The 22,325-nt window shown below is 67.9% G+C and carries 21 protein-coding genes and 1 other RNA gene; 12 read left to right on the top strand and 10 right to left on the bottom strand.

What is annotated here, in order from left to right; genetic code table 11:
• Positions 1–36 precede the first annotated feature (36 nt).
• Positions 37–378, bottom strand: a transfer-messenger RNA (tmRNA) gene (gene ssrA / locus FFS23_RS06195).
• Positions 379–420: 42 nt separating this feature from the next.
• On the opposite strand from ssrA, the gene FFS23_RS06190 reads away from it, so the two are divergent.
• Entirely contained in the window at positions 421–852 is a 432-nt protein-coding gene (locus FFS23_RS06190) for an RrF2 family transcriptional regulator (protein WP_038662387.1), read from the top strand.
• Between the two features lie 122 nt (positions 853–974).
• On the opposite strand, the gene mscL is transcribed toward FFS23_RS06190, so the two are convergent.
• Positions 975–1,415 carry a large conductance mechanosensitive channel protein MscL gene (gene mscL / locus FFS23_RS06185; protein WP_137897894.1) on the bottom strand — a complete coding sequence of 147 codons (441 nt, stop codon included), beginning with the start codon at positions 1,413–1,415 and terminating at the stop codon, positions 975–977.
• A 106-nt stretch (positions 1,416–1,521) separates the two neighbouring features.
• Here mscL and FFS23_RS06180 point away from each other — a divergent pair, with 106 nt between their 5' ends.
• Genes FFS23_RS06180 through FFS23_RS06165 form a run of 4 tightly spaced genes read left to right on the top strand, consistent with a single transcriptional unit; the run spans position 1,522 to position 4,226 of the window.
• A complete protein-coding gene (locus tag FFS23_RS06180; protein WP_137897893.1) occupies positions 1,522–2,127 on the top strand; it encodes a LemA family protein in 606 nt (201 codons plus the stop codon).
• Positions 2,128–2,138: 11 nt separating this feature from the next.
• Complete coding sequence (locus tag FFS23_RS06175) at positions 2,139–3,029, top strand: TPM domain-containing protein (RefSeq protein WP_137897892.1); 891 nt, start codon at positions 2,139–2,141, stop codon at positions 3,027–3,029.
• Between the two features lies 1 nt (position 3,030).
• Complete coding sequence (locus tag FFS23_RS06170) at positions 3,031–3,702, top strand: TPM domain-containing protein (RefSeq protein ID WP_137897891.1); 672 nt, start codon at positions 3,031–3,033, stop codon at positions 3,700–3,702.
• Positions 3,699–4,226, top strand: a complete 528-nt coding sequence (locus FFS23_RS06165; protein ID WP_137897890.1) for an NUDIX hydrolase — start codon at positions 3,699–3,701, stop codon at positions 4,224–4,226. The genes FFS23_RS06170 and FFS23_RS06165 overlap by 4 nt, the downstream gene beginning before the upstream one ends.
• A gap of 190 nt (positions 4,227–4,416) precedes the next feature.
• On the opposite strand, the gene FFS23_RS06160 is transcribed toward FFS23_RS06165, so the two are convergent.
• Together FFS23_RS06160 and hrpB are read right to left on the bottom strand one after the other, a co-directional pair.
• A complete protein-coding gene (locus tag FFS23_RS06160; RefSeq protein WP_038662402.1) occupies positions 4,417–4,698 on the bottom strand; it encodes an ETC complex I subunit in 282 nt (93 codons plus the stop codon).
• Between the two features lie 9 nt (positions 4,699–4,707).
• The gene (gene hrpB / locus FFS23_RS06155; protein WP_137897889.1) at positions 4,708–7,143 is read right to left on the bottom strand and encodes an ATP-dependent helicase HrpB; all 2,436 of its coding nucleotides are present in this window, start codon (positions 7,141–7,143) and stop codon (positions 4,708–4,710) included.
• Positions 7,144–7,230: 87 nt separating this feature from the next.
• Here hrpB and FFS23_RS06150 point away from each other — a divergent pair, with 87 nt between their 5' ends.
• Complete coding sequence (locus FFS23_RS06150) at positions 7,231–7,554, top strand: hypothetical protein (protein WP_171009388.1); 324 nt, start codon at positions 7,231–7,233, stop codon at positions 7,552–7,554.
• Positions 7,555–7,894: 340 nt separating this feature from the next.
• The gene (locus tag FFS23_RS06145; protein ID WP_137897887.1) at positions 7,895–8,842 is read left to right on the top strand and encodes a cation diffusion facilitator family transporter; all 948 of its coding nucleotides are present in this window, start codon (positions 7,895–7,897) and stop codon (positions 8,840–8,842) included.
• A 17-nt stretch (positions 8,843–8,859) separates the two neighbouring features.
• On the opposite strand, the gene FFS23_RS06140 is transcribed toward FFS23_RS06145, so the two are convergent.
• Positions 8,860–9,870: a polyprenyl synthetase family protein gene (locus FFS23_RS06140; protein WP_038662412.1), complete on the bottom strand. Its 1,011-nt coding sequence runs from the start codon at positions 9,868–9,870 to the stop codon at positions 8,860–8,862.
• Between the two features lie 101 nt (positions 9,871–9,971).
• On the opposite strand from FFS23_RS06140, the gene FFS23_RS06135 reads away from it, so the two are divergent.
• Genes FFS23_RS06135 through tmk form a run of 3 tightly spaced genes read left to right on the top strand, consistent with a single transcriptional unit; the run spans position 9,972 to position 11,295 of the window.
• Positions 9,972–10,250, top strand: coding sequence for a chorismate mutase (locus tag FFS23_RS06135; protein WP_038662415.1), 279 nt, complete (start codon positions 9,972–9,974; stop codon positions 10,248–10,250).
• 23 nt (positions 10,251–10,273) lie between these two features.
• Positions 10,274–10,657, top strand: a complete 384-nt coding sequence (locus tag FFS23_RS06130) for a DUF2147 domain-containing protein (protein WP_052075603.1) — start codon at positions 10,274–10,276, stop codon at positions 10,655–10,657.
• A complete protein-coding gene (tmk, locus tag FFS23_RS06125) occupies positions 10,657–11,295 on the top strand; it encodes a dTMP kinase (protein ID WP_137897886.1) in 639 nt (212 codons plus the stop codon). Before FFS23_RS06130 ends, tmk begins: the two co-directional genes overlap by 1 nt.
• A 32-nt stretch (positions 11,296–11,327) precedes the next feature.
• On the opposite strand, the gene FFS23_RS06120 is transcribed toward tmk, so the two are convergent.
• From FFS23_RS06120 to FFS23_RS06100, 5 genes are all read right to left on the bottom strand, one after another.
• Positions 11,328–12,104 (bottom strand): enoyl-CoA hydratase, encoded by a 777-nt coding sequence (locus FFS23_RS06120; RefSeq protein ID WP_137897885.1) that lies wholly within the window; start codon positions 12,102–12,104, stop codon positions 11,328–11,330.
• A gap of 11 nt (positions 12,105–12,115) precedes the next feature.
• A complete protein-coding gene (locus FFS23_RS06115; RefSeq protein ID WP_137897884.1) occupies positions 12,116–13,159 on the bottom strand; it encodes an enoyl-CoA hydratase/isomerase family protein in 1,044 nt (347 codons plus the stop codon).
• A gap of 149 nt (positions 13,160–13,308) precedes the next feature.
• A complete protein-coding gene (locus FFS23_RS06110) occupies positions 13,309–14,805 on the bottom strand; it encodes an alginate export family protein (RefSeq protein WP_137897883.1) in 1,497 nt (498 codons plus the stop codon).
• Between the two features lie 116 nt (positions 14,806–14,921).
• Positions 14,922–16,271: a dicarboxylate/amino acid:cation symporter gene (locus tag FFS23_RS06105; RefSeq protein WP_137897882.1), complete on the bottom strand. Its 1,350-nt coding sequence runs from the start codon at positions 16,269–16,271 to the stop codon at positions 14,922–14,924.
• A gap of 211 nt (positions 16,272–16,482) precedes the next feature.
• Entirely contained in the window at positions 16,483–16,977 is a 495-nt protein-coding gene (locus FFS23_RS06100; RefSeq protein WP_137897881.1) for a methylated-DNA--[protein]-cysteine S-methyltransferase, read from the bottom strand.
• Positions 16,978–17,402: 425 nt separating this feature from the next.
• Between FFS23_RS06100 and FFS23_RS06095 the strand changes: the two genes are divergently transcribed.
• Together FFS23_RS06095 and FFS23_RS06090 are read left to right on the top strand one after the other, a co-directional pair.
• Positions 17,403–19,046, top strand: a complete 1,644-nt coding sequence (locus FFS23_RS06095) for a DUF5597 domain-containing protein (protein ID WP_249340547.1) — start codon at positions 17,403–17,405, stop codon at positions 19,044–19,046.
• Between the two features lie 136 nt (positions 19,047–19,182).
• Positions 19,183–22,041, top strand: coding sequence for a TIM-barrel domain-containing protein (locus FFS23_RS06090; RefSeq protein ID WP_137897880.1), 2,859 nt, complete (start codon positions 19,183–19,185; stop codon positions 22,039–22,041).
• The last annotated feature ends 284 nt before the right edge of the window (positions 22,042–22,325 follow it).

Genomic DNA, 22,325 nt, shown 5'->3' with positions numbered 1-22,325 from the left:
TGGGGAGCTTCTGTTGCCCGGTGCTCCCCGTACCGCTGGAATCCCTTCTGTTGCCCGGTGGGTCCAACCGCGTAATCTTGGAATAACCTCAGGCCGTTAGGCCCTCAGTTACGCCGCAATCGCGAGTGCTTCGTTATCGTTGGCACTTGTGTAATGGGCCGTTGCGGTGGTCCCATTCCGAGCGAAAGACAGCGCCCTTCAACACACGTCGATCCTAGTTCGGCCCCGTCATCGAAGCTGATCGCTCAGCTGCGGTGGTGGAGCCGCCGGGTACTGCCCCCGGGTCCGCTGCGTCTATTCAACGCCACCGTTTATCGCCATAGCCGGCTGGAAGCCGGCGAGTGTCATATAGGCGCAACGTGCAGCCGCTGCAATCCACGCCTTTCGTTCGACACATTATGGCGTCATAGGGCCGGCATCATGTTGACCCAGCGTTCCCGCTACGCGCTGCGCGCGATGCTGTTCCTCGCCCAGGCGCCCGTCGCCAGTCCACCGATCCCGATGGGCCGGATCGCGGTCGCGGCGAACGTGCCGCGCAAGTTCCTCGAGCTGATCCTCGCCGATCTGCGCGATGCCGGCCTGCTGACCAGCACGCGCGGCAAGATGGGCGGCTACGTTCTGTCGCGGCCGGCGCGGCTGATCTCGCTCGGCGAGGTCATCCGGGTGATCGAAGGGCCGCTGGCGCTGGTCCCCTGCGTCAGCCGCACCGCCTATCGCTCGTGCACCGACTGCTACAGCGAAACCGACTGCGCGATCCGCCATGCGATGATGCGCGTCCGCGACGAGACCGCACGGATCCTCGACGGCACCAGCCTCGCGGAGGCGACCGCCGAGCATCTCGTCGCGGCGTAACGCCCATTCGTCATCCCGACGAACGTCGGAACCCATGGATACGGCGCCGGCAGAGTCGGCCCGCATCATCGGCCCCACCGACACCATGGGTCCCGGCTTTCGCCGGGATGACGATGGTAAGCTCAAACCCGCGGCCGCGCCTTCAATTCGTCGCGGATCTCGCGCAGCAGCGTCACGTCCGCCGGTTCGACCGGTACCGCGACCTCGGCCTTCGGCTTGGGGATCAGCCGGTTCACCGCGCGAACGATCATGAAGATGATGAAGGCGACGATGACGAAATTCGCCGCCTGGGTGATGAACGCGCCATAGCCGAGCAGCGGCACGCCTGCCTTCTTGAGCGCGGCATAATCGCTCAGCGACCCCGCATAATTCGCCGGCACCGGCCCCATCCGCAGGAAATAGCCCGAGAAATCGAGCCCGCCGAAGATCTTGCCGATTACCGGCATGATCACGTCCTCGGTCAGCGAGGTGACGATCTTGCCGAAGGCGGCGCCGATGATCACCGCCACGGCGAGATCGAGCACGTTGCCCCGCGCGATGAACGTCTTGAATTCCTTGAACATGATCGCGCTTCCCTCGTTACCTGCCCGATGGCTGAGGTTAGGCGGCGATTACCCCTTCGCCAAGCCCGTCCACTGTCCTATATGCATAGGACAGATATTGCAGGAGATGTTCATGTCGTCGCTTCGACCCGTTGCCGCTTTTGCCCTGGTCGCCACCGCTTCGGTGTCGCTGGCCGGCTGCGGCATCAACTCCGTGCCGACCGCCGAGGAGAACGCCAAGGCGCGCTGGGCCGACGTCCAGAACCAATATCAGCGTCGCGCCGACCTGATCCCCAATCTCGTCGCGACGGTGAAGGCCGCGGGCGCGCAGGAGAAGGACGTTCTCGTTCAGGTGACGCAGGCGCGCGCCGGCGCCAACCAGATCAAGCTGTCGGGCGATCAGCTCACCGATCCCGCCAAGGTGCAGCAGTTCGAGCGCGCGCAGAATGCCGTGACGCTGTCGCTGCAACGTTTGCAGGAGGCCTATCCCGAGCTCAAGTCGCAGGGCAATTACACCACGCTGATGAGCCAGCTCGAAGGCACCGAGAACCGCATCACCATCGCGCGGACCGATTACAACAATGCGGTGCAGGCCTATAACACCCGCATCCGTACCTTCCCCGACGCGGTCGGCGCGAAGATCTTCTATGGCGCCAAGCCGCTGACGCCCTTCACCGCGACGGCGGCGAACGCGGAGAATGCGCCGACGGTCAACTTCGGGAATGCGAGCTGAGGGTGACCCCAATGCTCGCCCGGATGCTGGCCGCGTGGCGGGCGGCGCTGTTGCTGGTGCTGGCGTGGCTCATCGTCACGCCGGCGTCGGCGCAGAGCTTCCCCAAATTTACCGGTCTCGTCGTCGACGCCGCGAACGTGCTGCCGCCCGATCAGGAGGCGGCGCTGACCGCGAAGCTGACGGCGCTGCAGAAGGAGACGAAGCGCCAGCTCGTGGTCGCGACGATCCCCGACCTGCAAGGCTACCCGCTCGAGGAATACGGCTACAAGCTCGGCCGCGCGTGGGGCGTCGGTTTGCGCGACGTCAACAATGGCGCGGTCCTGTTCATCGCGCCGAACGAGCCCGCCGGTCGGCGGGGGGCACGTATCGAGGTCGGCCGTGGGCTGGAGCCGATCGTGACCGACGCCTTGTCCAGCGTCATCATCAATCAGGACATGATTCCGCGGCTCAAGGCGGGGGACATTCCCGGTGCGATGAATGCCGGCGTCGATGCTCTGTCGCAGCAATTGCGCGCCTCGCCCGAGGAGGCGCAATCGCGGCTCGATGCCGCCGCAAAGCAGTTCGATCAGGCCCATAAGCGATCCACCTCGCGGCAGGGCGGCGGCGTACCGTTCGGCCTCATCATCTGGGGCGTGATCCTGTTGTTCGTGCTCATCCCGCTGTTCCGTGGCCGCAAGCGCGCTGGCCCTTGGGGACGACGCTATGATGACGGCGGCGGCAGCGCGTTGCCGATCGTCTTATGGGGCATCGCCAATGAGATCGGCCGCTCGCAGGGCGGCGGCGGCGGTGGCGGTTGGGGCGGCGGTTCCGATGGCGGCAGCGACGGCAGCTGGGGCGGCGGCGGCTTCACCGGCGGTGGTGGCGGCGACTTCGGCGGCGGCGGCGCTTCGGGGAATTGGTGACATGCAACTGACCGATACCGATCGCGCCCGCGTCGCCGCGGCGGTGGCCGAGGCGGAACGGAGCACCGCCGGCGAGATCGTCACGATCGTCGCGCGGCGCTCGGACAAATATCACGACGTCGCGCTGCATTGGGCGGTGCTGGCGATGCTGTTCGTGCTCGCGCTGCTGGCGCTGTGGCCCGATACGGCGGTGCGCCTCCACGGACTGGTCGCCGATCCGTGGGACGGCGCACCGGCGCCGGGCGGGCTGTTCACCGTCGCGCTGGTGCTGCTCGTGGTGACCTTCCTCGTCGTGCGGTTGGCGCTCGCCTATATGCCGCTGCGGCTGGCGCTGACGCCGGGCAGCACCGCCGCGCGGCGCGTACATGCGCGCGCGCTGATGCTGTTCCGCACCGCAGCCGAGGCGCGGACGCTCGAGGCGACGGGGGTGCTCCTGTATCTGTCGCTCGACGAACATCGCGCCGAGATCATCGCGGACAGCTCGATCCACAATCGCGTCGATCCCAAGGTCTGGGGCGCGGCGATGGCGGCGCTGATCGCGGCGACGCGTGACGGCCGCCCGGGCGACGGCATGGCCGAGGCGGTGCGCCAGATCGGCCTCGTCCTCGCCGAACAATTCCCGCCGCGTGCGGACGACACCAACGAATTGCCGGACCGATTGATCGAACTATGACCACCGAAACCGTGTGGAAGGGTAAATACCTTTCCGTCCGCAAGAGCGGCACCTGGGAATATGCCGAGCGGATCGGCGCGATCGCCGCGGCGGTGATCGTCGCGATCGACGGCGACGGGCAGCTGTTGCTGGTCGAGCAGCATCGCGTGCCGTTGGGCCGCCCCTGTCTCGAACTGCCCGCCGGACTTGTCGGCGACGAGAGCGCCGGTGAGAGCGTCGCCGAGGCGGCTCGGCGCGAACTGGAGGAAGAGACCGGCTATCACGCCGCCTTCGTTGAGGAGCGCGGCGAATATTATTCGTCGCCGGGCATGACGTCGGAAAGCTTCACCTTGGTGCTCGCCACCGGGCTGACGCGGACGGGCGACGGCGGCGGCGATGCGCAGGAAAATATTACCGTCCACCGCGTCGCGCCGGAGGCAGTCGCGGGCTTCGTCGCCACCAAACGGCGCGAGGGGGTGGCGATCGACGCCAAGATGCTGCTGTTGCTGGGCAGCGGGTTGCTCAAGGAAGCAATGGGCCGGTAGCTGCGCGGCGCGTAGGTTCGCGACGCGCCCCCCCACGACCGTCACCCCGGACTCGTTCCGGGGCCCACGTCGCGGTTAAGAGAATGGCTGGAGGCTCAATCCGCGCGCTTGCGGCCCGGTGGACCCCGGAACAAGTCCGGGGTGACGGGGGAATTAGGCGGCAGTTACCTCAAGACGACAGCCACCAATCCTACCGGAAATTGTCGGCGTAGGCCTGCAGCTTCAGCTTGCGCTCGGGTGCCGGGATCAGCTCGTAATCGAAGCCCTGCGCCTCGCAATAGGCGATCGCCGCCTCCTGCGTCGGGAAGCTGAGCTTCACCTGCTCGCGCGTGTCGCCGCTGCCGGCCCAGCCGGTGAGCGGATCGGGCTGTTTCGGCTCGGCGGGCTCGAATTCGAGGCTCCACGTCTGGGTCCGGGCTTTGCCGGACTGCATCGCGTTCTTGGGGCGCTGGAAGATACGGGCGGTAGGCATGGCGGCTCCTTAGCGCGTCCCGGCGGCGCGCGCATCCGCCTTTTTGGTGCGCAGCGTCGCGGCCGCAGCGGCGGGATCGTCGGGCCAGGGATGTTTGGGATAGCGGCCGCGCATCTCCTTCGCCACCGCGCCCCAGCTCCCCGCCCAGAAGCCCGGCAGGTCGCGCGTCGTCTGGATCGGCCGGCCCGCGGGCGAGGTCAGGCTGAGCACCAGCGGCACCCGCTCCGATCCGATCCGCGGATGCTCGGCGAGCCCGAACAGCGCCTGCACGCGCAGCTCGACTTTGGGGCCGCCCTCCGCCGCATAATCGATGGCATGCGTGCTGCCGGCGGGGCTCGTGAAATCGGCGGGCGCGAGCCGGTCGACCTGCCGCATGCCGTCCCAGCCGATCAGGTTGCGGACCGCATCGGTCAGCGCACCGCCGGGGATCGCATCGAGCCGCCGCTTGCCCGCGAGCAGCGGCGGCAGCCATTCGTCGAGCCGCTCGACCAGCATCGCGTCGAGCCCGATCCCGGCATAGCGAGCGCGCGCTTTCAGCGCCTCGCCGCCCTCGCGCCACGGCAGCAGCGCAAGGCCATGCGTCCGCACACCTTCGAGCAGCGCCGCCGCCACCGCCACGGGATCGGCCTGCGAATCGGGTCCCGACGACAGCCGCAGCGCGCCGAGTCGCCGCTCGCGCAGCGTCGTCACGCCGCCGGTCGCCGGATCGAAATCCACCGTCCGGCGCGTCTCGATCCGGTCGGCGAACAACCGTTCGATCGTCGCCAGCGTAATCGGCGCGGCGGCGAGGATACGCGCGCCCGACGCCGCCCCCTGCGTCTCCGCTACCGCCAGCCATTCGCTGCGCGCCAATGCGGTCGCCGGATCAAGCCGGAAGCCGCGCCCGCCGACCGACGCCCAATATTCGCCGCTGGCGTCGCGCGCCCGCGCGATCCGGTCGGGGAAGGCAAGCGCGATGGCCACCTCGACGCCCTCGGCACTGCCGCCGTCGCCGACCAGTTTCGCCCAGCGTTCGGCGAGCTTGCGCGCCGCCACCGCCTTGGTGCCGCGCTCGCCGCGCCAGCGCCGCAACCGCGCGTCGAGATCGGGATCGGTGCCGCCGAGCCCGCGCTCGGACAGCAGCACCGCGACCTCGGCGGCGATCCGCCCCTGCCCCATCTCGCCGGCACGCAGCAGCATATGCGCGAGCCGCGGCGGCATCGGCATCGCCGCGATCCGCCGCCCGTGCGCGGTCGGCCGACCATCGCCGTCGATCGCCGCCAGCGCGGTCAGCCGTTCGCGTGCCTCCGCCACCGCCGCGGCGGGCGGCGGATCGAGAAAGGCGAGGTCGCGCGGATCGTGGACGCCCCATAGCGCCGCAGCGAGGACGAGGCCGGACAGATCGGCCTCGAGGATCTCCGGCGGATCGAACCGCGGCAGGCCCCCGGTCGCCGCCTCCTCCCACAGTCGATAGGCCACGCCCGGCCCGAGTCGCGCCGCACGGCCGGCGCGCTGGATCACCGCCGCCTGACTCGCCCGCTCGGTCACCAGCCGCGTCATCCCCGCGGCACGATCGTAGCGCGGCCGCCGCGCCAGTCCCGAATCGACGACGATGCGGATGCCGTCGAGCGTCAAACTGGTCTCGGCGATCGAGGTCGCGAGCACCAGCTTGCGCCGCCCGTCGGGTTCGGGCTTGATCGCGGCACGCTGCGCGGCGGGATCGAGGCTGCCGTGCAATTCGTGGATGACGATATCGTCGGGCAGGCCGGCGAGCCGTTCGGCGGTCCGCTCGATCTCGGCGACGCCGGGCAGGAAGGCGAGCACCCCGCCCTCCGCCTCACCGAGCGCGCGGCGGATCGCGCTCGCCATCGCATCCTCGATCCGGCCATCGCCCGCACGGCCCAAGTGGCGCAGCTCGAGCGGATAGCTGCGCCCCTCGCTCTCGATCACCGGTGCCTCGCCGAGCAGGCTGGCGAACCGTGCGCCGTCCAGCGTCGCCGACATCGCGACGATGCGCAGGTCGGGCCGCAGCGCCCCTTGCGAATCGAGCGCGAGCGCGAGGCCGAAATCGCCGTCGAGGCTGCGCTCGTGGACCTCGTCGAACAGCACCGCCGAGATGCCGGCAAGTTCGGGATCGCTCTGGATACGCGCGACGAAGATGCCTTCGGTCACCACCGTCACCCGCGTCTCCGCGGAGCGCCGGCTGTCCATCCGCGTCGCATAGCCGAAGGTGCCGCCGACCGCTTCGCCGGCGAGCGCCGCCATCCGCTCCGCCGCCGCCCGCGCCGCGAGCCGCCGCGGCGAGAGCAGCAGGACCTCGCCGGTGCACCAATCCTCGCGCAGCAGCGCGGGCGCGACCGCGGTGGTCTTGCCCGCCCCCGGCGGCGCGACGAGCACCGCATTGGGCCGCGCGCGCAAGGCGGCGAGCAGATCGGGCAGGACGGCGAGGATCGGCAGGTCGGTCACGGTCGCGGCGCCATGCCATGGATCGCCGCGCGACGCGATACGCCCGCGCTGCTATACCCCCGTCGTTCGTAACGAAGGAAACACATCATGGGTCTGTTGGACGGCATCCTCGGCCAGGTGGCCGGCAATCCCGCGATCACCAATCTCGCCGAACGCATCGGCCTGTCGCCCGAACAGGTGACCGTGGCGATCAGCGCACTCGGCGAGGCGCATACCCGGCCCGGCGACACCGTCGCGGGCGCCGCCGATTCGACCGGCCTCTCGCCCGACGTGCTCCAGCAGATCCTCGGCCATCTCGGCGGCGAAGGCGCGCTCGGCAATCTCGGCGCGCTGCTCGGCGGCGCGAACGGCGAACAGGGCGGCCTCGGCGGCCTGCTCGGCGGCCTTGGCGGGATGTTCGGCAAATCCTGACGCCGAACGACCGTCATCTCGGCCCTCATAAAACCTTTGCACAACCGACCCAGTGCTCCTGCGAAAGCAGGAGCCCAGGAGTTTCAAGCGCCATAAGACGTTGTTTTGCCTGACCCTGGGCTCCCGCCTGCGCGGGAGCACTGTGATGCACGGGAGCACTGTGATGCTTTACCGGCGATGCAGACGTTTGCAGAAGTCCCGGCTTGCACCGGGATGACGATCCGGGTCGGGGTCAATCCGCCCTCCCCGCCAGATGACGAAAAGGTCATCGCCCGCGTCCTAGTATCTCCCGCCCCGCGGATGATAGGCATGGCACCACGACGGCAGCCGGACGGGACCATTGGGCGGACATCATCACCACGGACACGATCACGGCGGCCACGACCACGGTCATAGCCATGGTCATAGCCACGGCCACGGCCATTCCCACGCCCCCGCGTCGTTCGACCGCGCCTTCGCGATCGGGATCGCGCTCAACATCGCCTATGTCCTCGCCGAAGGGGGTGCCGGGCTGTGGACCGGCTCGGTCGCGCTGCTCGCCGACGCCGGTCATAATCTGTCCGACGTGCTCGGCCTCGCCGTCGCCTGGGGCGGCGCGGCGCTGGCGCGGACCGCGCCGACCAAGCGCTTCACCTACGGGCTGAAGGGATCGACGATCCTCGCCGCGCTCGCCAACGCGCTGTTCCTGCTCGTCGCGCTCGGCGCGATCGTCACCGAGGCGGTGCAGCGGCTCGGCAACCCGCCCGTCGTCGCCGGCCTCACCGTCTCGATCGTCGCCGGCATCGGCATCGCGATCAACGCCTTCACCGCCTGGCTGTTCGCGCGCGGGCGCAAGGGCGACATCAATATCCGCGGCGCCTATCTCCACATGCTGAGCGATGCGATAGTGTCGGCGGGCGTGGTGCTGGCCGGCGTCGCGATCTGGGCGACCGGCCTGGGATGGATCGATCCGCTGGTCAGCCTCGTCATCGCCGCGCTGATCTTCTGGCAGACCTGGGGTTTGCTGCGCGAGACGGTCGAGATGAGCCTCGCCGCGGTGCCGCGGGCGATCGATTACGATGCGGTCACCGGCGCGCTCGAGGCGCTGCCCGGCGTGACCAAGGTCCACGACCTGCACATCTGGGCGATGTCGACCACCGAGCCGGTGCTGACTGCGCATCTGGTGATCCCAACCGGTCATCCCGGCGACGGCTTCCTCGTCGCGGCGCGCGGCATGTTGCACGAGCGCTTTGCGATTGGCCACGCGACCTTGCAGGTCGAAATGGGTGGGGAGTGCGTCGCGTGTTGAGGCGCGCGCCCTAGCCCTCAATAGGCCCGCGCGACCGCGAACTCGACCGCCTCGATCATCGCGTCCTTGGCCTTGCCGTTGGCGAAGCCGCCGATCGCGTCGATCGCGCGCTGGCCGTAGTGGCGGGCGCGGGCGAGCGTGTCGTCGACCGAACGCGTCTTGCGCACCAGATCGATGGCGTGGGCGAAATCCGCGTCGGACTGGCGCCGCCCCTCGATCGCGTCCTTCCAGAACTTGCGATCCTCCGCGTCGCCGCGGGCGTAGGCGAGGATCACGGGCAGCGTCATCTTGCCCTCGCGGAAATCGTCGCCGGCATCCTTGCCCATCGTCCCCGCGTCCGACACGTAATCGATCGCATCGTCGACGAGCTGGAAGGCGATGCCGAGGTTGCGGCCATAAGCGTCGAGCGCCAGTTCCTCGCCCTCGGGCCGTTCGGCGACCACCGCCGAAATGCGGCAGGCGGCGGCGAACAGCGCCGCGGTCTTGGCGTTGATGATGTCGAGATAGCGGTCCTCGCCTAAGTCGACGCGGCGCGCGGCGGTGAGCTGGTTGACCTCGCCCTCCGCGATCACCGCCGAGGCGTTCGACAGGATCTTCAGCACCTTGAGGCTGCCGTCCTCGACCATCAGCTCGAAGCTGCGGCTGAACAGGAAGTCGCCGACCAGCACGCTCGCCGGATTGCCCCAGATGATGTTGGCGGTGCGCTTGCCGCGGCGCAGGTCCGACCCGTCGACGACGTCGTCGTGGAGCAGCGTCGCGGTATGGATGAATTCGACCGAGGCGGCGAGGCGGTGGTGCCGCGTGCCGGTATAGCCGATCAGCCGCGCGCTGCTGAGCGTCAGCATCGGCCGCATCCGCTTGCCGCCGCCGGCGATGAGATGCCCGGCAAGTTCCGGGATCAGCGGGATTTGCGACTGCATACGGTCGAGGATCACCGTGTTGACGGCGTTCATGTCCCCCGCGACGAGCTGGAGCAGCGGCTCCAGCGACGGTTCGCGGTTGTCGAGGCGATGGATGGTTGCGGTCATCTCGCCCTGCGCTGTGGCCTCTCGCCTTCGCGAACGCAAGTCTTGCTCGCGGGTGCAACACACCCCATGGGAGGCGGACAGCGACCAAGGAAAGGCGAGGCATGAGCGACGACGTGCTGCAGGGATATCGCAAGAGCATCGACAACATCGATGCGGCGCTGGTCCATCTGCTCGCCGAACGGTTCAAGGTGACGCAGGCGGTCGGCCGTCACAAGGCGACCTCGGGCCTGCCCGCCGCCGATCCCGGCCGCGAGGAACGCCAGATCGCGCGGCTGCGCCGGCTCGCCGAGGAAGCGGAGCTCGATCCCGAATTCAGCGAGAAATTCCTGCGCTTCATCATCGACGAGGTGATCCGTCACCATCAGCAGTTGCGCGGCTGAGCGCGGCCGACCATCTCCCGTCCGTGATCCTGTCCCTGCTCCTCGCCGCCGCCGCGCCGGCGGTCCCGCCGTCGGCGGCGATCCTCGGCACCTGGCACAATCCCAAGAACAGCGTCGCGGTGCGAACCGGGCGCTGCGGCGACAAAGTGTGCGGCTGGGTGATCCGCGCCAGCGACAAGGCGAAGAGCGACGTCGCTGACAAGGGGTATCCGCCGCTGATCGGCACCGCCCTGCTGCGCGACTATAAGGCGGACGGCAAGCGGCGCTGGTCGGGGCAGATCTACGTCCCCGATATGGGCCGGGCGTTCGGATCGAGCGTGACGATGGTGGACGGCGACACGCTCAACGTGCGCGGCTGCCTGATCGGCGGGTTCATCTGCAAGTCGCAGATCTGGCGGCGCGACTGATGGCGGGGGCGTTCATAGCCGTCGAAGGCGTCGACGGCTCGGGCAAGAGCGGCGTCGTCCGCCGGCTCGTCGCCGGTCTCCAGGCACGCGGCCACGACGTGGTCGGCACGCGCGAGCCGGGCGGTACGCCGCAGGGCGAGGCGTTGCGCGGGCTGCTGCTGGCGGGCGAGGACGCCGCCTGGGAGCCGCGCGCGGAGCTGCTGCTGATGACCGCGGCACGGGTGCAGCATGTCGCGCGCGTCGTGTTGCCGGCGGTGGCGGCGGGGCGGGTCGTCGTGTCCGATCGCTACGCCGGGTCGACGCTCGCCTATCAGGGCGCCGGGCGCGGCATGTCGGAACCGCTGATCCGCGAATTGCACGCCGCGATGGTCGACGATCTGTGGCCGGACCTGACTTTGGTGCTCGACGTCGATCCGGCGGTGGGGCTGGCGCGCAGCCGCAAGCGACTGTCCGACGGTGCGATCGACGAAGGGCGGTTCGAAAGCCTCGACCTCGCCTTCCACCAGCGCATCCGCGAGGCATTCCTGACGCAGGCGGCGGCAGCGCCGGAGCGGCATGCGGTGATCGACGCAAGCGACGCACCGGGAGTGGTGCAGGCGCAGGCGCTTGCCGCGGTGGAACGGTTCCTGACGCGGTAAACCCCTCCCCTGAAGGGGAGGGGTTTATAGCCTTACCGCCCCGTCCACGCCCCCGGCCGCTTCTCGACGAACGCCGCCATGCCTTCCTTCTGGTCCGCGGTACCGAACAGCCCGTGGAACAGCCGCCGCTCGAACTGGACGCCCTGCGCCAGCGTCGTCTCGAACGCGGCGTTGACCATCTCCTTGTTCGCCAGCACCGCCAGCGGCGCCATACCGGCGATCGTCGCGGCGGTCTTCATCGCTTCCTCGACGAGCTCCGCGGCGGGGATAACGCGACTCACCAATCCGGCGCGCTCCGCCTCCGCTGCATCCATCATCCGGCCGGTGAGGCACATCTCCATCGCCTTGGCCTTGCCGACCGCGCGGGCAAGCCGTTGCGAGCCGCCCATACCGGGGCTGACCGCGAGCTTGACCTCGGGCTGGCCGAACTTGGCGGTGTCGGCGGCGAGGATGAAGTCGCACATCATCGCCAGCTCGCAACCGCCGCCGAGCGCATAGCCCGCCACCGCGGCGATGATCGGCTTGCGCGTCGCGGTCAGCGTCTCGTAGCCGGCGAAATGGTTGCGGCCGTACATCGCGGCGAAGTCCATCGCCTGCATTTCCTTGATGTCCGCCCCCGCCGCGAACGCCTTGGCGCTGCCGGTCAGCACCGCGCAGCCCTGATCGGGATCGGCATCGAACGCCGCCAGCGCGGCGAGCAGGTCGGCGAGCACCTGCGCGTTGAGCGCGTTGAGCGCCTCGGGCCGGTTGAGCGTGATGAGCGTGACGCGATCGCGCCGCTCGACGAGGATGGTCTGATAATCGGACACGGCGGCTCTCCTTATGCGGGCGTCCACGCCTCGCCCTCGGGCATCGGCGCGAAGATCTGGTCGATGACGTGGTCGGTGACGTCCTCGGCGGTCGCCGGCTGCCAGCGCGGCGCCTGGTCCTTGTCGACGATCACCGCGCGCACCCCTTCGAGGAAGTCGTGGCGCTGCACGACGCGGCAGGCGACGGCATATTCCTGCACCATCTCGTCGGCGAAGCTCTGCATCAGCCCGCCGTCGTAGAGCAGCCGCAGCGACACCTTCATCGCCTGCGGCGACTTGGTCCGCAGGATGGCGAGCTGTTCGGCGGCGAAGGCGCCGTCGTCGGCTTCGAGCGTCGCCAGCACGTCCTCCAGCGTATCGGAGGCGAACAGCCGGTCGATCTCGTCGCGGTGCGACAGCAGCTTGGCGGCCGGCGGCGTCACGGCGAGCCGATCGAGCGCGCCGTCGATATCACGCGGCTCGGCGACGATCGCCGCCTTGGCGGCTTCCACCGCGGCGGCAGGCAGATAATGCGTCGCGAGCCCCAGCGCATGCGCCTCGGCGCCGTCGAGCCGATGGCCGGTAAGCGCGAGGAACTGACCGATCCGCCCCGGCAGCCGCGCCAGGTACCAGCCGCCGCCGACATCGGGGAACAGGCCGATCCCCGTCTCCGGCATCGCGAAGCGCGTATTCTCGGTGGCGATGCGGTAGCGGCAGGGCAAGGCGATGCCGACACCGCCGCCCATCGTCACCCCATCCATCACCGACACCGTCGGCTTGGCATAGGTGAAGAGCCGGTGGTTGAGCCGGTATTCGCTGAGGAAGAAACCGCGCGCCGCCGCGCCGTCGGTCGCGCCGCTCTCGCTCAGCATGCGGATGTCGCCCCCGGCACAGAAGCCGCGCCCCTCGGCATGGTCGAGCAGCACCGCGGCGACGTCGGCGTCGCTCCGCCACGCCTCCAGCGCGGCGAGCATGCCGTCGCACATGGCGCGGTTGAGCGCATGCAGCGCCTTGGGACGGTTGAGGCGCAGCCGGCCGACGGCACCCTCTGTCTGGATCAGCAGGTCATCGCTCATCCCCCGCCTTTGACCCGCGCGGGTCGCGGCGTCCATACCGGATCGACGAAACCGCGTGCCTGTACGGCGTGGAATAGTCCGTCGCGGACGGGACGGCACAGCAATGGACCGCATCGGTCAACGAGCAGCGCGGAAGCTTCCGGGCCTCCTCAGAAGCGGAAGCTGAGCCAGCCGGCCATGAAGTCGGAACTCTTGAACCCCGCCTTGGACAGCGACGGGCCGGCGGCGAGATGCTCGTAGCGGCCGGTGAACGACAGGCGCGGGCTGATCGACCAGACCGCCTGCAGCCGCATCACGTCGCCGATCTTGGCATCGCCGACGCGCTGCGTGCCGGCGAATGGCTGGCCGTTGGCGCGATAGACCGCGTCGGTGACGCTGTCGCGCCACGCGAGCTGATATTCGGCGGTGACGCGCACCGTCTTCACTGGCGAGAAGGTGAAATTTGGGGCCACTGCGATCAGGTTCGACGGGGTCAGGAACAGGCCGTAGCTGTAGTAGATGTTGTTGCCGAACGGCGCATAGGCATCGCGCAGCTTGCCGTCGCCATACCCGCCGCCGCCGCTCGCATAGTCCATATGAATACCGACGCGCGGCGCGGTCTTGGATCTGCCGAGTCGGTAGGTCTGCGCAAAGAACAGCTGCCAGGCGTCGATGTCCTGGTTGATATAATGGCCGTATTGATGGTTGATCGTCCAGTCGACCGTCACCGGGCCGGCGTCGCCATAAATATGCGTGCCGACATAATAGCGCATCGCCGGGCCGATGCGGCCGCCCCAGGCGCCCACCGTATTGCGTCGCCGCCAGAAGAACGGATCGACGAAGATCTTCGAGCCGCCGAACCAGCCGTTCGGCACGGCATAGCCCAGCGTCACGCCTGAGAAACGCCGTGCCGGATCGCTGATGTCGTCGTCGGTGCCGAGATCGCCATATTGCGTCGGCTTGAAGTCGAAGAGATCGGCGCGCACCCGGCTGCCGCGTGCCCAGGCGCGGATGCCGTTGAGCGTGTAGCGGATGGTATTGTTGTCGCGCTGCGAGGTCAGCAGATTGGGACCGTCGGTGAATTCCTGCCGGCCGTAGCGCGCACCGATCGCGATGCCGTCGACTTCGGCATTGCCCTCGACGAACGCCTGTTGCAGCACGAGGTCGTTGCGCAGCGTCGCCGCCGGCGCGCCGAGTTCGACGCCGGAGATGCCGCCATGCGCGATCTCGGCGAAGGCGCGGAAATGCGGACCGACGTGCAGGTCGGCACCGCCGACGATGCGGTTGATGTCCTGCCGCTGCGCGCGCGAATCGCGCAGATTGGGGTTGGTGGTATGGTTGACGCGCAGCCGCACCTCCCCCGACAGCGTCAGATAGACGTCGCCATCGCCATCGAGCGGCAGGAACTTGAGCCGATCGAGGAAGTCGTCGCGCTTGGCGGGATCGCGATAGCTGCGCCAATCCTCCGCCCAGCGCGACAGGTTGAAGCCGTTGGTGGTCGCGCCGTCACCCGCGGCGGCGGCGGGATAGCTGGTCACCGTCGGCGTGGCGGGATCGCGGGTCTGGCCGGATTCGCTCGGCGCGACGCTGGTCTGCGCAGTGGCGGCGGTGGTGACGAGGGTGAGCAGAGCAGTGGCGCCGGCGAGGGCGCGAGCACGGAGCAACATGGGGATATCCTTATGGGCGATCGTCGCCCTCACCCGTCGCCGCCTTCCTCTCCGTCCCTCCCCGGTCGGGAGAAGGATGAGGGCGCGCGGCGACCGACGGGGAGGACGCGACGCGTTTATTCGGCGGGCACCGCCTCGGCGGGCAGCTGGTCGACGCGCAGGGCCTCGCCATGCAGCGCGGCGTGAAGCTGCGCGGTGTCGAGCCGTCCTTCCCAGCGCGATACGACCACGGTCGCCACCGCATTGCCGATGAAGTTGGTCAGGCTGCGGCATTCGCTCATGAAGCGGTCGACGCCGAGGATCAGCGCCATGCCGGCGACCGGCACGCTCGGTACGATCGACAGCGTCGCGGCGAGCGTGATGAAGCCCGCACCGGTGACCCCCGCCGCGCCCTTCGACGACAGCATCGCCACGCCGAGCAACAGCAATTGCTGGCCGAGCGTCAGGTCGACGTTGCACGCCTGCGCGATGAACAACGCCGCCAGCGTCATGTAGATGTTGGTGCCGTCGAGGTTGAACGAATAGCCGGTCGGCACGACGAGGCCGACGATCGACTTGGGGCAGCCGGCGCGCTCCATCTTCTCGATCAGCGCGGGCAGCGCGCTTTCCGACGACGAGGTGCCGAGCACCAGCAGCAGCTCCGCCTTGAGATAGGAGATCAGCCGCAGGATCGAGAACCCGCACAGCCAGCTCACCGTGCCGAGCACGACGAGGACGAACAGCAGCGAGGTGAAATAGAAGGTGCCGACCAGCATCGCGAGATTGGCGAGCGTACCGACGCCATATTTGCCGATGGTGAAGGCCATCGCGCCGAACGCGCCGATCGGCGCCGCCTTCATGACGATACTGACCACCTTGAAGAAGGCGAGCGAGACGTCCTCGAGCACGCTAAGCACCTTGGTGCCGCGATCGCCGATCAGCGCCAGCGCGATGCCGAACAGGATCGAGACGAACAGCACCTGCAGGATGTTGCCCTGCGTCAGCGACGACAGGAACGTGTCGGGGATGATGCCGGTCAGGAAGCCGGTGATCGTCGATTCATGTGCCTTCTCGGCGAATTCGGCGACCTTGCTGGTGTCGAGGCTGGCGGGATCGATGTTGAGCCCCGCGCCCGGCCGCACCACGTTGGCGACGATCAGGCCGACGATCAGCGCGAGCGTCGAGAAGAACAGGAAATAGACGAACGCCTTGCCGGCGACGCGGCCGACCGCACCGAGATCGCGCATACCCGCGATACCAGTGACGATGGTGAGGAAGATCACCGGCGCGATCACCATCTTGACCAATTTGATGAAGGCATCGCCGATCGGCTTCATCGCCTCGCCGGCCTGGGGTGCGAAATGGCCGAGCAGGACGCCGGCGACGATCGCGACGAGCACCTGCAAATACAGTTGCGCATACCAAGGCTTGGCGGCCGGGGGTAAGACGGATCCTCCGGACGGCGTCGCGGCGACGGTGATGCTCATGGGTGCCTCTCATCCTCTATGACGGCGCAGATCGGCTCTTCTGGCCGTGGTGCGTCGCCGGACAATGCCGCGATCCGCACCAGACAGGCAATGCCACCAACAGAAGTTAAGAATCGTTTGTTTTCAACGGCTTATCCACGAACCTTCTCGCCCGCTCACGCGGCGGGTCACGGCGGGAGCAGCGATGTGTGCAGAAAGTTGCACAGGCCGATCACAGCGGCAATTCGCCGGCGCGCCGCTCCAGCGCGAGCAACAGTGCCTTGGCCGGCAGGCCGCCGGCGAAGCCGGTAAGATGGCCGGCGCTGCCGACCACGCGATGGCAGGGCGCGACGATCGACAACGGGTTGCGGCCGTTCGCCGCGCCGACCGCACGCGACGCCGCCGGCCGCCCGATCGCCCGCGCCAAGGCACCATAACTGCGCGTCTCGCCATAAGGGATGGTCAGCAGCGCCGCCCATACCTGTTTCTGGAAAGCGGTGCCCCGCCAGTCCAGCGGCAGGTCGAAGGCCGTGCGCTCGCCAGCGAAATAGCCGCGCAGCTGGCGGGCGGTCTCGACGAGGATCGGGTGATCGCCGCCGGCGACGAGCGGACCGAGGCGAACGCGCGAGGGATCGTCGTCCGGCCACAACACCGCAACGAGACCGACGTCGCTCGCCACCAGCGTCAACGTACCGACCGGCGAATCACAGGGGATCGAGAAGAGCATAGCGGGCGTATAACAGCGCAAGAGCCGCCGGAGCAGCGGTGCGAGAGCCACCCAGTCGGCGAAGCCAAATCGCCGTGGCGCTACATACGTCCCGCCCACCCCGTCACCCCGGACTCGTTCCGGGGTCCACCCCGCGGCGAGGAGAGCGGTTTGAAATGAATCGCTCGCTTGCGGCCGGGTGGACCCCGGAACGAGTCCGGGGTGACGAATCTGATGAGGACACCGATCGAACCTCGCAGGCCAGCGTATGGGACGAACCAAGGCCCGCGCGGATAAACGTCCCTTATCAATCCCTTCCCCGCGCCCCGCCGCATCGCGCTAACCATCTATTATGTCTTACTTATCGACATTCGCCTCACCGCTTGGTAGCGCCACCATCAGCAAAGCGGCACCCGTGTGGGCCGATGTGATCTGGGAGGATGACGATGACGGGCAGGAACAGGCGGTGGTTCACCGCGCCTTTGGCAGCGGCCGCTTTGGGGTTCGGAACATTCGCGGCGCAGGCGCAGACCGCCGCTCCGCTGCCGAAAATGGTCGAACGCGACGGGCGTCATGCGCTGATGGTCGACGGCGCGCCGTTCCTGATGCTCGGCATCCAGGCGAACAACAGCAGCAATTACGCCGGCATGCTACCCAAGGTCTGGCCGATGGTGGAGCGTATCCACGCCAACACGCTCGAAATCCCGGTCGCCTGGGAACAGGTCGAGCCGGTCGAGGGGCAGTTCGACTTCAGCTATGTCGACGCCCTGCTCGCCGGCGCCCGGACGCATGACACGCGGCTGGTGCTATTGTGGTTCGGCACCTGGAAGAACACCGGCCCGAGCTACACGCCAGCCTGGGTGAAGAGCGATCCCAAGCGCTTCCCGCGGATGCGCAAGGCGGACGGCTCGACGCACCCCACCTTCACCCCGCACGCCCGCACCACGCTGGAGGCGGACAAGCGTGCCTTCGTCGCGCTGATGCAGCATCTCAAGGCGAACGATCCCGACCATCGCGTCATCATGGTGCAGGTCGAGAACGAGACCGGCGTCTACGGCCAGAACCGCGATCTCTCGCCCGCCGCGCAGGCGCTGTTCCGCCAGCCGGTCCCGGCGGCGCTCGCCAAGAAGACGGGCAAGCGCGGCGACTGGACGACCGTCTACGGCAAGGTCGCCGAGGCGGCGTTCAACGGCTGGTACGTCGCGCGCTACGTCGACGAGATCGCAGCGGCGGGCCGCGCGGTGCTCGACCTGCCGATGTACGCCAATGCCGCGGTCGGCAGCCCCTTCGCGACGCCGGGCGAGGACGGCGGCGCGAGCGGCGGCCCGAACTGGACGATCATCGACGTGTGGAAGGCCGCGGCGCCGCATCTCGATGTCGTCGCGCCCGATCTCTACAATGCCGACCCCAAGACCTATGCCGCCTTCCTCAAGCTCTACGGCCGGCCCGACAATGCGCTGATGATCCCGGAGACGGGCAATGCGATCGCCTATGCGCGCTATCTGTGGCCGGTGCTCGGCCATGGCGGCATCGGTTTCTCGCCGTTCGGCTTCGACGACACCGGCTACGTCAACTACCCGCTCGGCAGCAAGGTGATCGACGCCGAGACGATCGCGGCTTTTGGCGACAAATTCGCGCTGATGGCCCCCAACGCGCGCGGCTGGGCGAAGATCGCGCTGGAGCATCCGACCTGGGGCAGCGCCAAGCCCGCCGATGCCTCGGACGAGAGCGGCGTGCTGGGGCGGTGGAAGATCACCGCGCAATACGGCCAGTGGCAGTTCGGCGACCGCGACTCGCAATGGCTGAAGTCCGACCCCAACCCGACTCGCGACCAGCCGGTCGGCGGCGTCGCGGTGGCGCAGCTCGGGCCGGACCGCTTCCTGCTCGCCGGCTCCGATGTGCGGATCAAGATCGACCGCGCCACCGAGACGAAGGGCGAGAACACGCAATATCTCAGCGTCGAGGAAGGCAGTTTCGACGCCGCCGGCACCTGGACGACGCTGCGCGTCTGGAACGGCGACCAGACCGATTATGGCCTCAATCTCACCAAGCCCACGCTGCTCCGCGTGACGCTCGGCACCTATCGTTGACCTTATCCCCGTTCGTGCTGAGCCTGTCGAAGCACCGGCGTCCCACAAGCGGCGTCGTCGCATGTGGCACTGCCCTTCGACAGGCTCAGGGCGAACGGCTTTTCCCATTCAGCCCGATCAGATCAGGATCAGACCGATGACCTTCCGTTTCCTCGCCCGCGCCGTCGCGGGCCTCGCCGTCTCCGTCTCGGGCATGGCGCTCGCCTCTGAAGTGCAGAAGATCGACCAGGGCGTCGTCGTCACGCCCGACAGCGGCCCCGCCAAGCGCGTCCGTGTCGTCGCTTATGGCGACGACAGCTTCCGCGTCACCGCCGTGCCCGGCACCGACCTTACCCTGCCCGACAGCCTGATGGTGGTCGCCAAGCCGCACGGCGCGCCGACGATCAGCCAAGGCGCGGGCGTCGTCACGCTCAAGCTCGCCAAGGCGAGCGCCGAGATCCGCCTGTCCGACGGCCACCTCACCGTCCGCGACGCGGCGGGCAAGGTGCTGCTCGACGAGGCGGGCCGCGCCGCCTTCGCGCCGAGCGTCGAGGGCAAGGGCTATGTCGCCACGCAGCAGCAGTTCAATCGCGCGACCGACGAAGGCTTCTACGGCCTCGGCCAGCATCAGAACCGGCAGATGAATTACAATGGCGAGGACGTCGAACTCGCCCAGCACAATATGGACATCGCCATCCCGTTCGTCGTCTCGACGCGCAATTACGGGCTGTTGTGGGACAATAATTCGATCACCCGCTTCGGCAATCCCAAGCCCTATGCCTTGGTCGGCGACGATATGAAGGTGTCGAACGGCGGCAAGCCGGGCTGGACCGCGCAATATTACCTCGGCGACAAGCTGGCCGCGACGCGCCAGGAAGCGACGATCAACTATCAATATATCAAGGATCAGGCGCGCTGGCCGGCGCAAGCCAAGGCGCAGACCGTCGCCTCGGCGGACAGCGGCCAGAACACCGCCGGCAAGGTGGTCGGCAAGCAACGCGTGATCTGGACCGGCACCGTTGATCCCACCGTCACCGGCCTGCACAAGTTCCGCGTCTACGGGTCGAGCTATTTCAAGGTCTATGCCGACGGCAAATTGGTGCTCGATCGCTGGCGGCAGAACTGGAACCCCTGGTATCATAACGTCGAGCTGCCGATGACCGCCGGCAAGCCGGTCGCGATCCGTATCGAATGGGAGCCCAACGCCGGCTATATGGCGTTCTTCCACAACGATCCCCTGCCCCAGCCCGATCGCCATTCGCTGTGGCTGTCGTCGGAGGCGGGCAAGGCGGTCGATTATTATGTCGTCGCCGGCGCCGATATGGACGCGGTCGTCGCGGGCTATCGCGGGCTGACCGGCAAGGCGCCGATGATGCCGCAATGGGCCTATGGCTTCTGGCAGAGCCGCCAGCGCTACGAGACGCAGGAGCAATTGGTCGGCGTCGTGCGCGAATATCGCAAGCGCCAGATCCCGCTCGACAATATCGTCGAGGATTGGTTCTACTGGCCGCAGGATCAATGGGGCAGCCACCAGTTCGACAAGACGCGCTTCCCCGATCCGCAGGGGATGGTGGACGAGGTCCACAAGCTCAACGCGCAATTGATGATCTCGGTCTGGCCGAAATTCTATCCCAATACCGACAATGCCAAGGAGCTGGCCGCCAAGGGCTTCCTGTATCAGGGCAATCTCAAGCTGAAGAACAAGGACTGGGTCGGTCCGGGCTATCTCAACACCGATTACGATCCTTATTACCCCGAGGCGCGCAAGATCTATTACCGGCAGGTGCGCGACAATCTGGTCAAGCTCGGCATCGACGCCTGGTGGATGGACGCGACCGAGCCCGACATCCATTCCAACCTGTCGATCGAAGAGCGCAAATATGTGATGGGGCCGAACGCCTTCGGGCCGGGCGGCGCCTATTTCAACAGCTTCCCGCTGGTCCATGCGGCGGGCTTCGCCGAGGGGCTGCGCGAGACCAACACCGACAAGCGGCCGTTCATCCTGACGCGCTCGGGCTTCGCCGGCCTGCAACGCGCGAGCGCGGCCTTGTGGTCGGGCGACGTCGCCGCACGCTGGGACGATCTGCGCGACCAGATTTCGGCGGGCGTCAATCTGTCGATGTCGGGCGTGCCCAATTGGACGCACGATATCGGCGGATTCGCGGTCGAGGATCGCTATACCAATGCCGAGCCGGCGGCGCTGCCCGAATGGCGCGAGCTCAACCTGCGCTGGTTCCAGTTCGGGGCGCTCAGCCCGCTGTTCCGCAGCCATGGCGAGACGCCCAAGCGCGAGATCTATGAATTGAGTGCGAGCGATCCGGCGATGGCATCGTCGATGCTCTGGTACGACCAGCTCCGCTATCGCCTGATGCCGTATATCTACACGACCGCGGCCGACACCTATCACAAGGACGGCAGCATCATGCGCGGGCTGGTGATGGACTATGCCGCGGATCGCAAGACGTGGAACGTCGACGACGAATATCTGTTCGGCCGCGATCTGCTCGTCGCGCCGGTGACGGCGTTCAAGGCGCGCTCGCGCTCGGTGTATCTGCCGGCCGGGGCGGACTGGTACGATTTCGCCAGCGGCAAGCACTACACGGGTGGCCAGTCGATCACCGCCGCCGCGCCGTACGAGCGGATGCCGCTGTTCGTCCGTGCGGGTGCGATCCTGCCGACCGGACCGGCGGTACAATATGCACGCGAGCAGCCGGGCGGGGCGATCGTGCTGCACGTCTTCACCGGCAAGGACGGCGCCTTCTCGCTGTACGAGGATGACGGCGTGACGCCTGGCTATGAGTCGGGCAAGTTCGCGCGCGTACCGCTGACGTGGAACGAGCAGGCGAAGACGCTGACCATCGGCGCGCGCGAGGGCAGCTATCCGGGCATGGTCGCGACGCGCGCGGTGTCGGTGCGCTTCCATACGCCGGGCAAGGCCGAAGCGCTGGACTTCGCCGAAAATGGTGCGACGCGGGTGAGCTACACCGGCAAGGCGATGACGATCCGGATGAAGTGACCAAACGGCGACTGGTGGAACGAGCGCTCCGCCGGTCGCCGACCCGTTGGCTCAGGGGATGGCCTTGAGCCATCCGTCACCCCGGACTTGTTCCGGGGTCCACCCCGCGGCTGGGAGAGGGGCCTGAGGATCAGGCGGAGCCCGTGTGGCTCGGTGGACCCCGGAACAAGTCCGGGGTGACGGAGCGGATGAGCTGACGATCCGAACCTTTCTCACCGTTCGCCCTCAGCCTGTCGAAGGGCCTGAGTCTCACCTGCCCCCTTCGACGCCGCCCGTAGCAACGC

Source organism: Sphingomonas sp. 2SG, assembly GCF_005503285.1.
GTDB lineage: Bacteria > Pseudomonadota > Alphaproteobacteria > Sphingomonadales > Sphingomonadaceae > Sphingomonas > Sphingomonas taxi.
Note: the sequence above shows the minus strand (reverse complement) of the source record. Positions and strands in the feature narration are given on the sequence as shown.

What these genes read in the sequence shown, in the direction of transcription:
- FFS23_RS06105 (WP_137897882.1), bottom strand. Translation starts at nt 16,271, where the DNA reads ATGAGCATCACCGTCGCCGCGACGCCGTCCGGAGGATCCGTCTTACCC.
- FFS23_RS06100 (WP_137897881.1), bottom strand. Translation starts at nt 16,977, where the DNA reads ATGCTCTTCTCGATCCCCTGTGATTCGCCGGTCGGTACGTTGACGCTG.
- FFS23_RS06110 (WP_137897883.1), bottom strand. Translation starts at nt 14,805, where the DNA reads ATGTTGCTCCGTGCTCGCGCCCTCGCCGGCGCCACTGCTCTGCTCACC.
- tmk (WP_137897886.1), top strand. Translation starts at nt 10,657, where the DNA reads ATGGCGGGGGCGTTCATAGCCGTCGAAGGCGTCGACGGCTCGGGCAAG.
- FFS23_RS06140 (WP_038662412.1), bottom strand. Translation starts at nt 9,870, where the DNA reads ATGACCGCAACCATCCATCGCCTCGACAACCGCGAACCGTCGCTGGAG.
- FFS23_RS06190 (WP_038662387.1), top strand. Translation starts at nt 421, where the DNA reads ATGTTGACCCAGCGTTCCCGCTACGCGCTGCGCGCGATGCTGTTCCTC.
- FFS23_RS06180 (WP_137897893.1), top strand. Translation starts at nt 1,522, where the DNA reads ATGTTCATGTCGTCGCTTCGACCCGTTGCCGCTTTTGCCCTGGTCGCC.
- FFS23_RS06160 (WP_038662402.1), bottom strand. Translation starts at nt 4,698, where the DNA reads ATGCCTACCGCCCGTATCTTCCAGCGCCCCAAGAACGCGATGCAGTCC.
- FFS23_RS06165 (WP_137897890.1), top strand. Translation starts at nt 3,699, where the DNA reads ATGACCACCGAAACCGTGTGGAAGGGTAAATACCTTTCCGTCCGCAAG.
- FFS23_RS06095 (WP_249340547.1), top strand. Translation starts at nt 17,403, where the DNA reads ATGACGGGCAGGAACAGGCGGTGGTTCACCGCGCCTTTGGCAGCGGCC.
- FFS23_RS06115 (WP_137897884.1), bottom strand. Translation starts at nt 13,159, where the DNA reads ATGAGCGATGACCTGCTGATCCAGACAGAGGGTGCCGTCGGCCGGCTG.
- FFS23_RS06135 (WP_038662415.1), top strand. Translation starts at nt 9,972, where the DNA reads ATGAGCGACGACGTGCTGCAGGGATATCGCAAGAGCATCGACAACATC.
- FFS23_RS06175 (WP_137897892.1), top strand. Translation starts at nt 2,139, where the DNA reads ATGCTCGCCCGGATGCTGGCCGCGTGGCGGGCGGCGCTGTTGCTGGTG.
- FFS23_RS06170 (WP_137897891.1), top strand. Translation starts at nt 3,031, where the DNA reads ATGCAACTGACCGATACCGATCGCGCCCGCGTCGCCGCGGCGGTGGCC.
- mscL (WP_137897894.1), bottom strand. Translation starts at nt 1,415, where the DNA reads ATGTTCAAGGAATTCAAGACGTTCATCGCGCGGGGCAACGTGCTCGAT.
- FFS23_RS06150 (WP_171009388.1), top strand. Translation starts at nt 7,231, where the DNA reads ATGGGTCTGTTGGACGGCATCCTCGGCCAGGTGGCCGGCAATCCCGCG.
- FFS23_RS06090 (WP_137897880.1), top strand. Translation starts at nt 19,183, where the DNA reads ATGACCTTCCGTTTCCTCGCCCGCGCCGTCGCGGGCCTCGCCGTCTCC.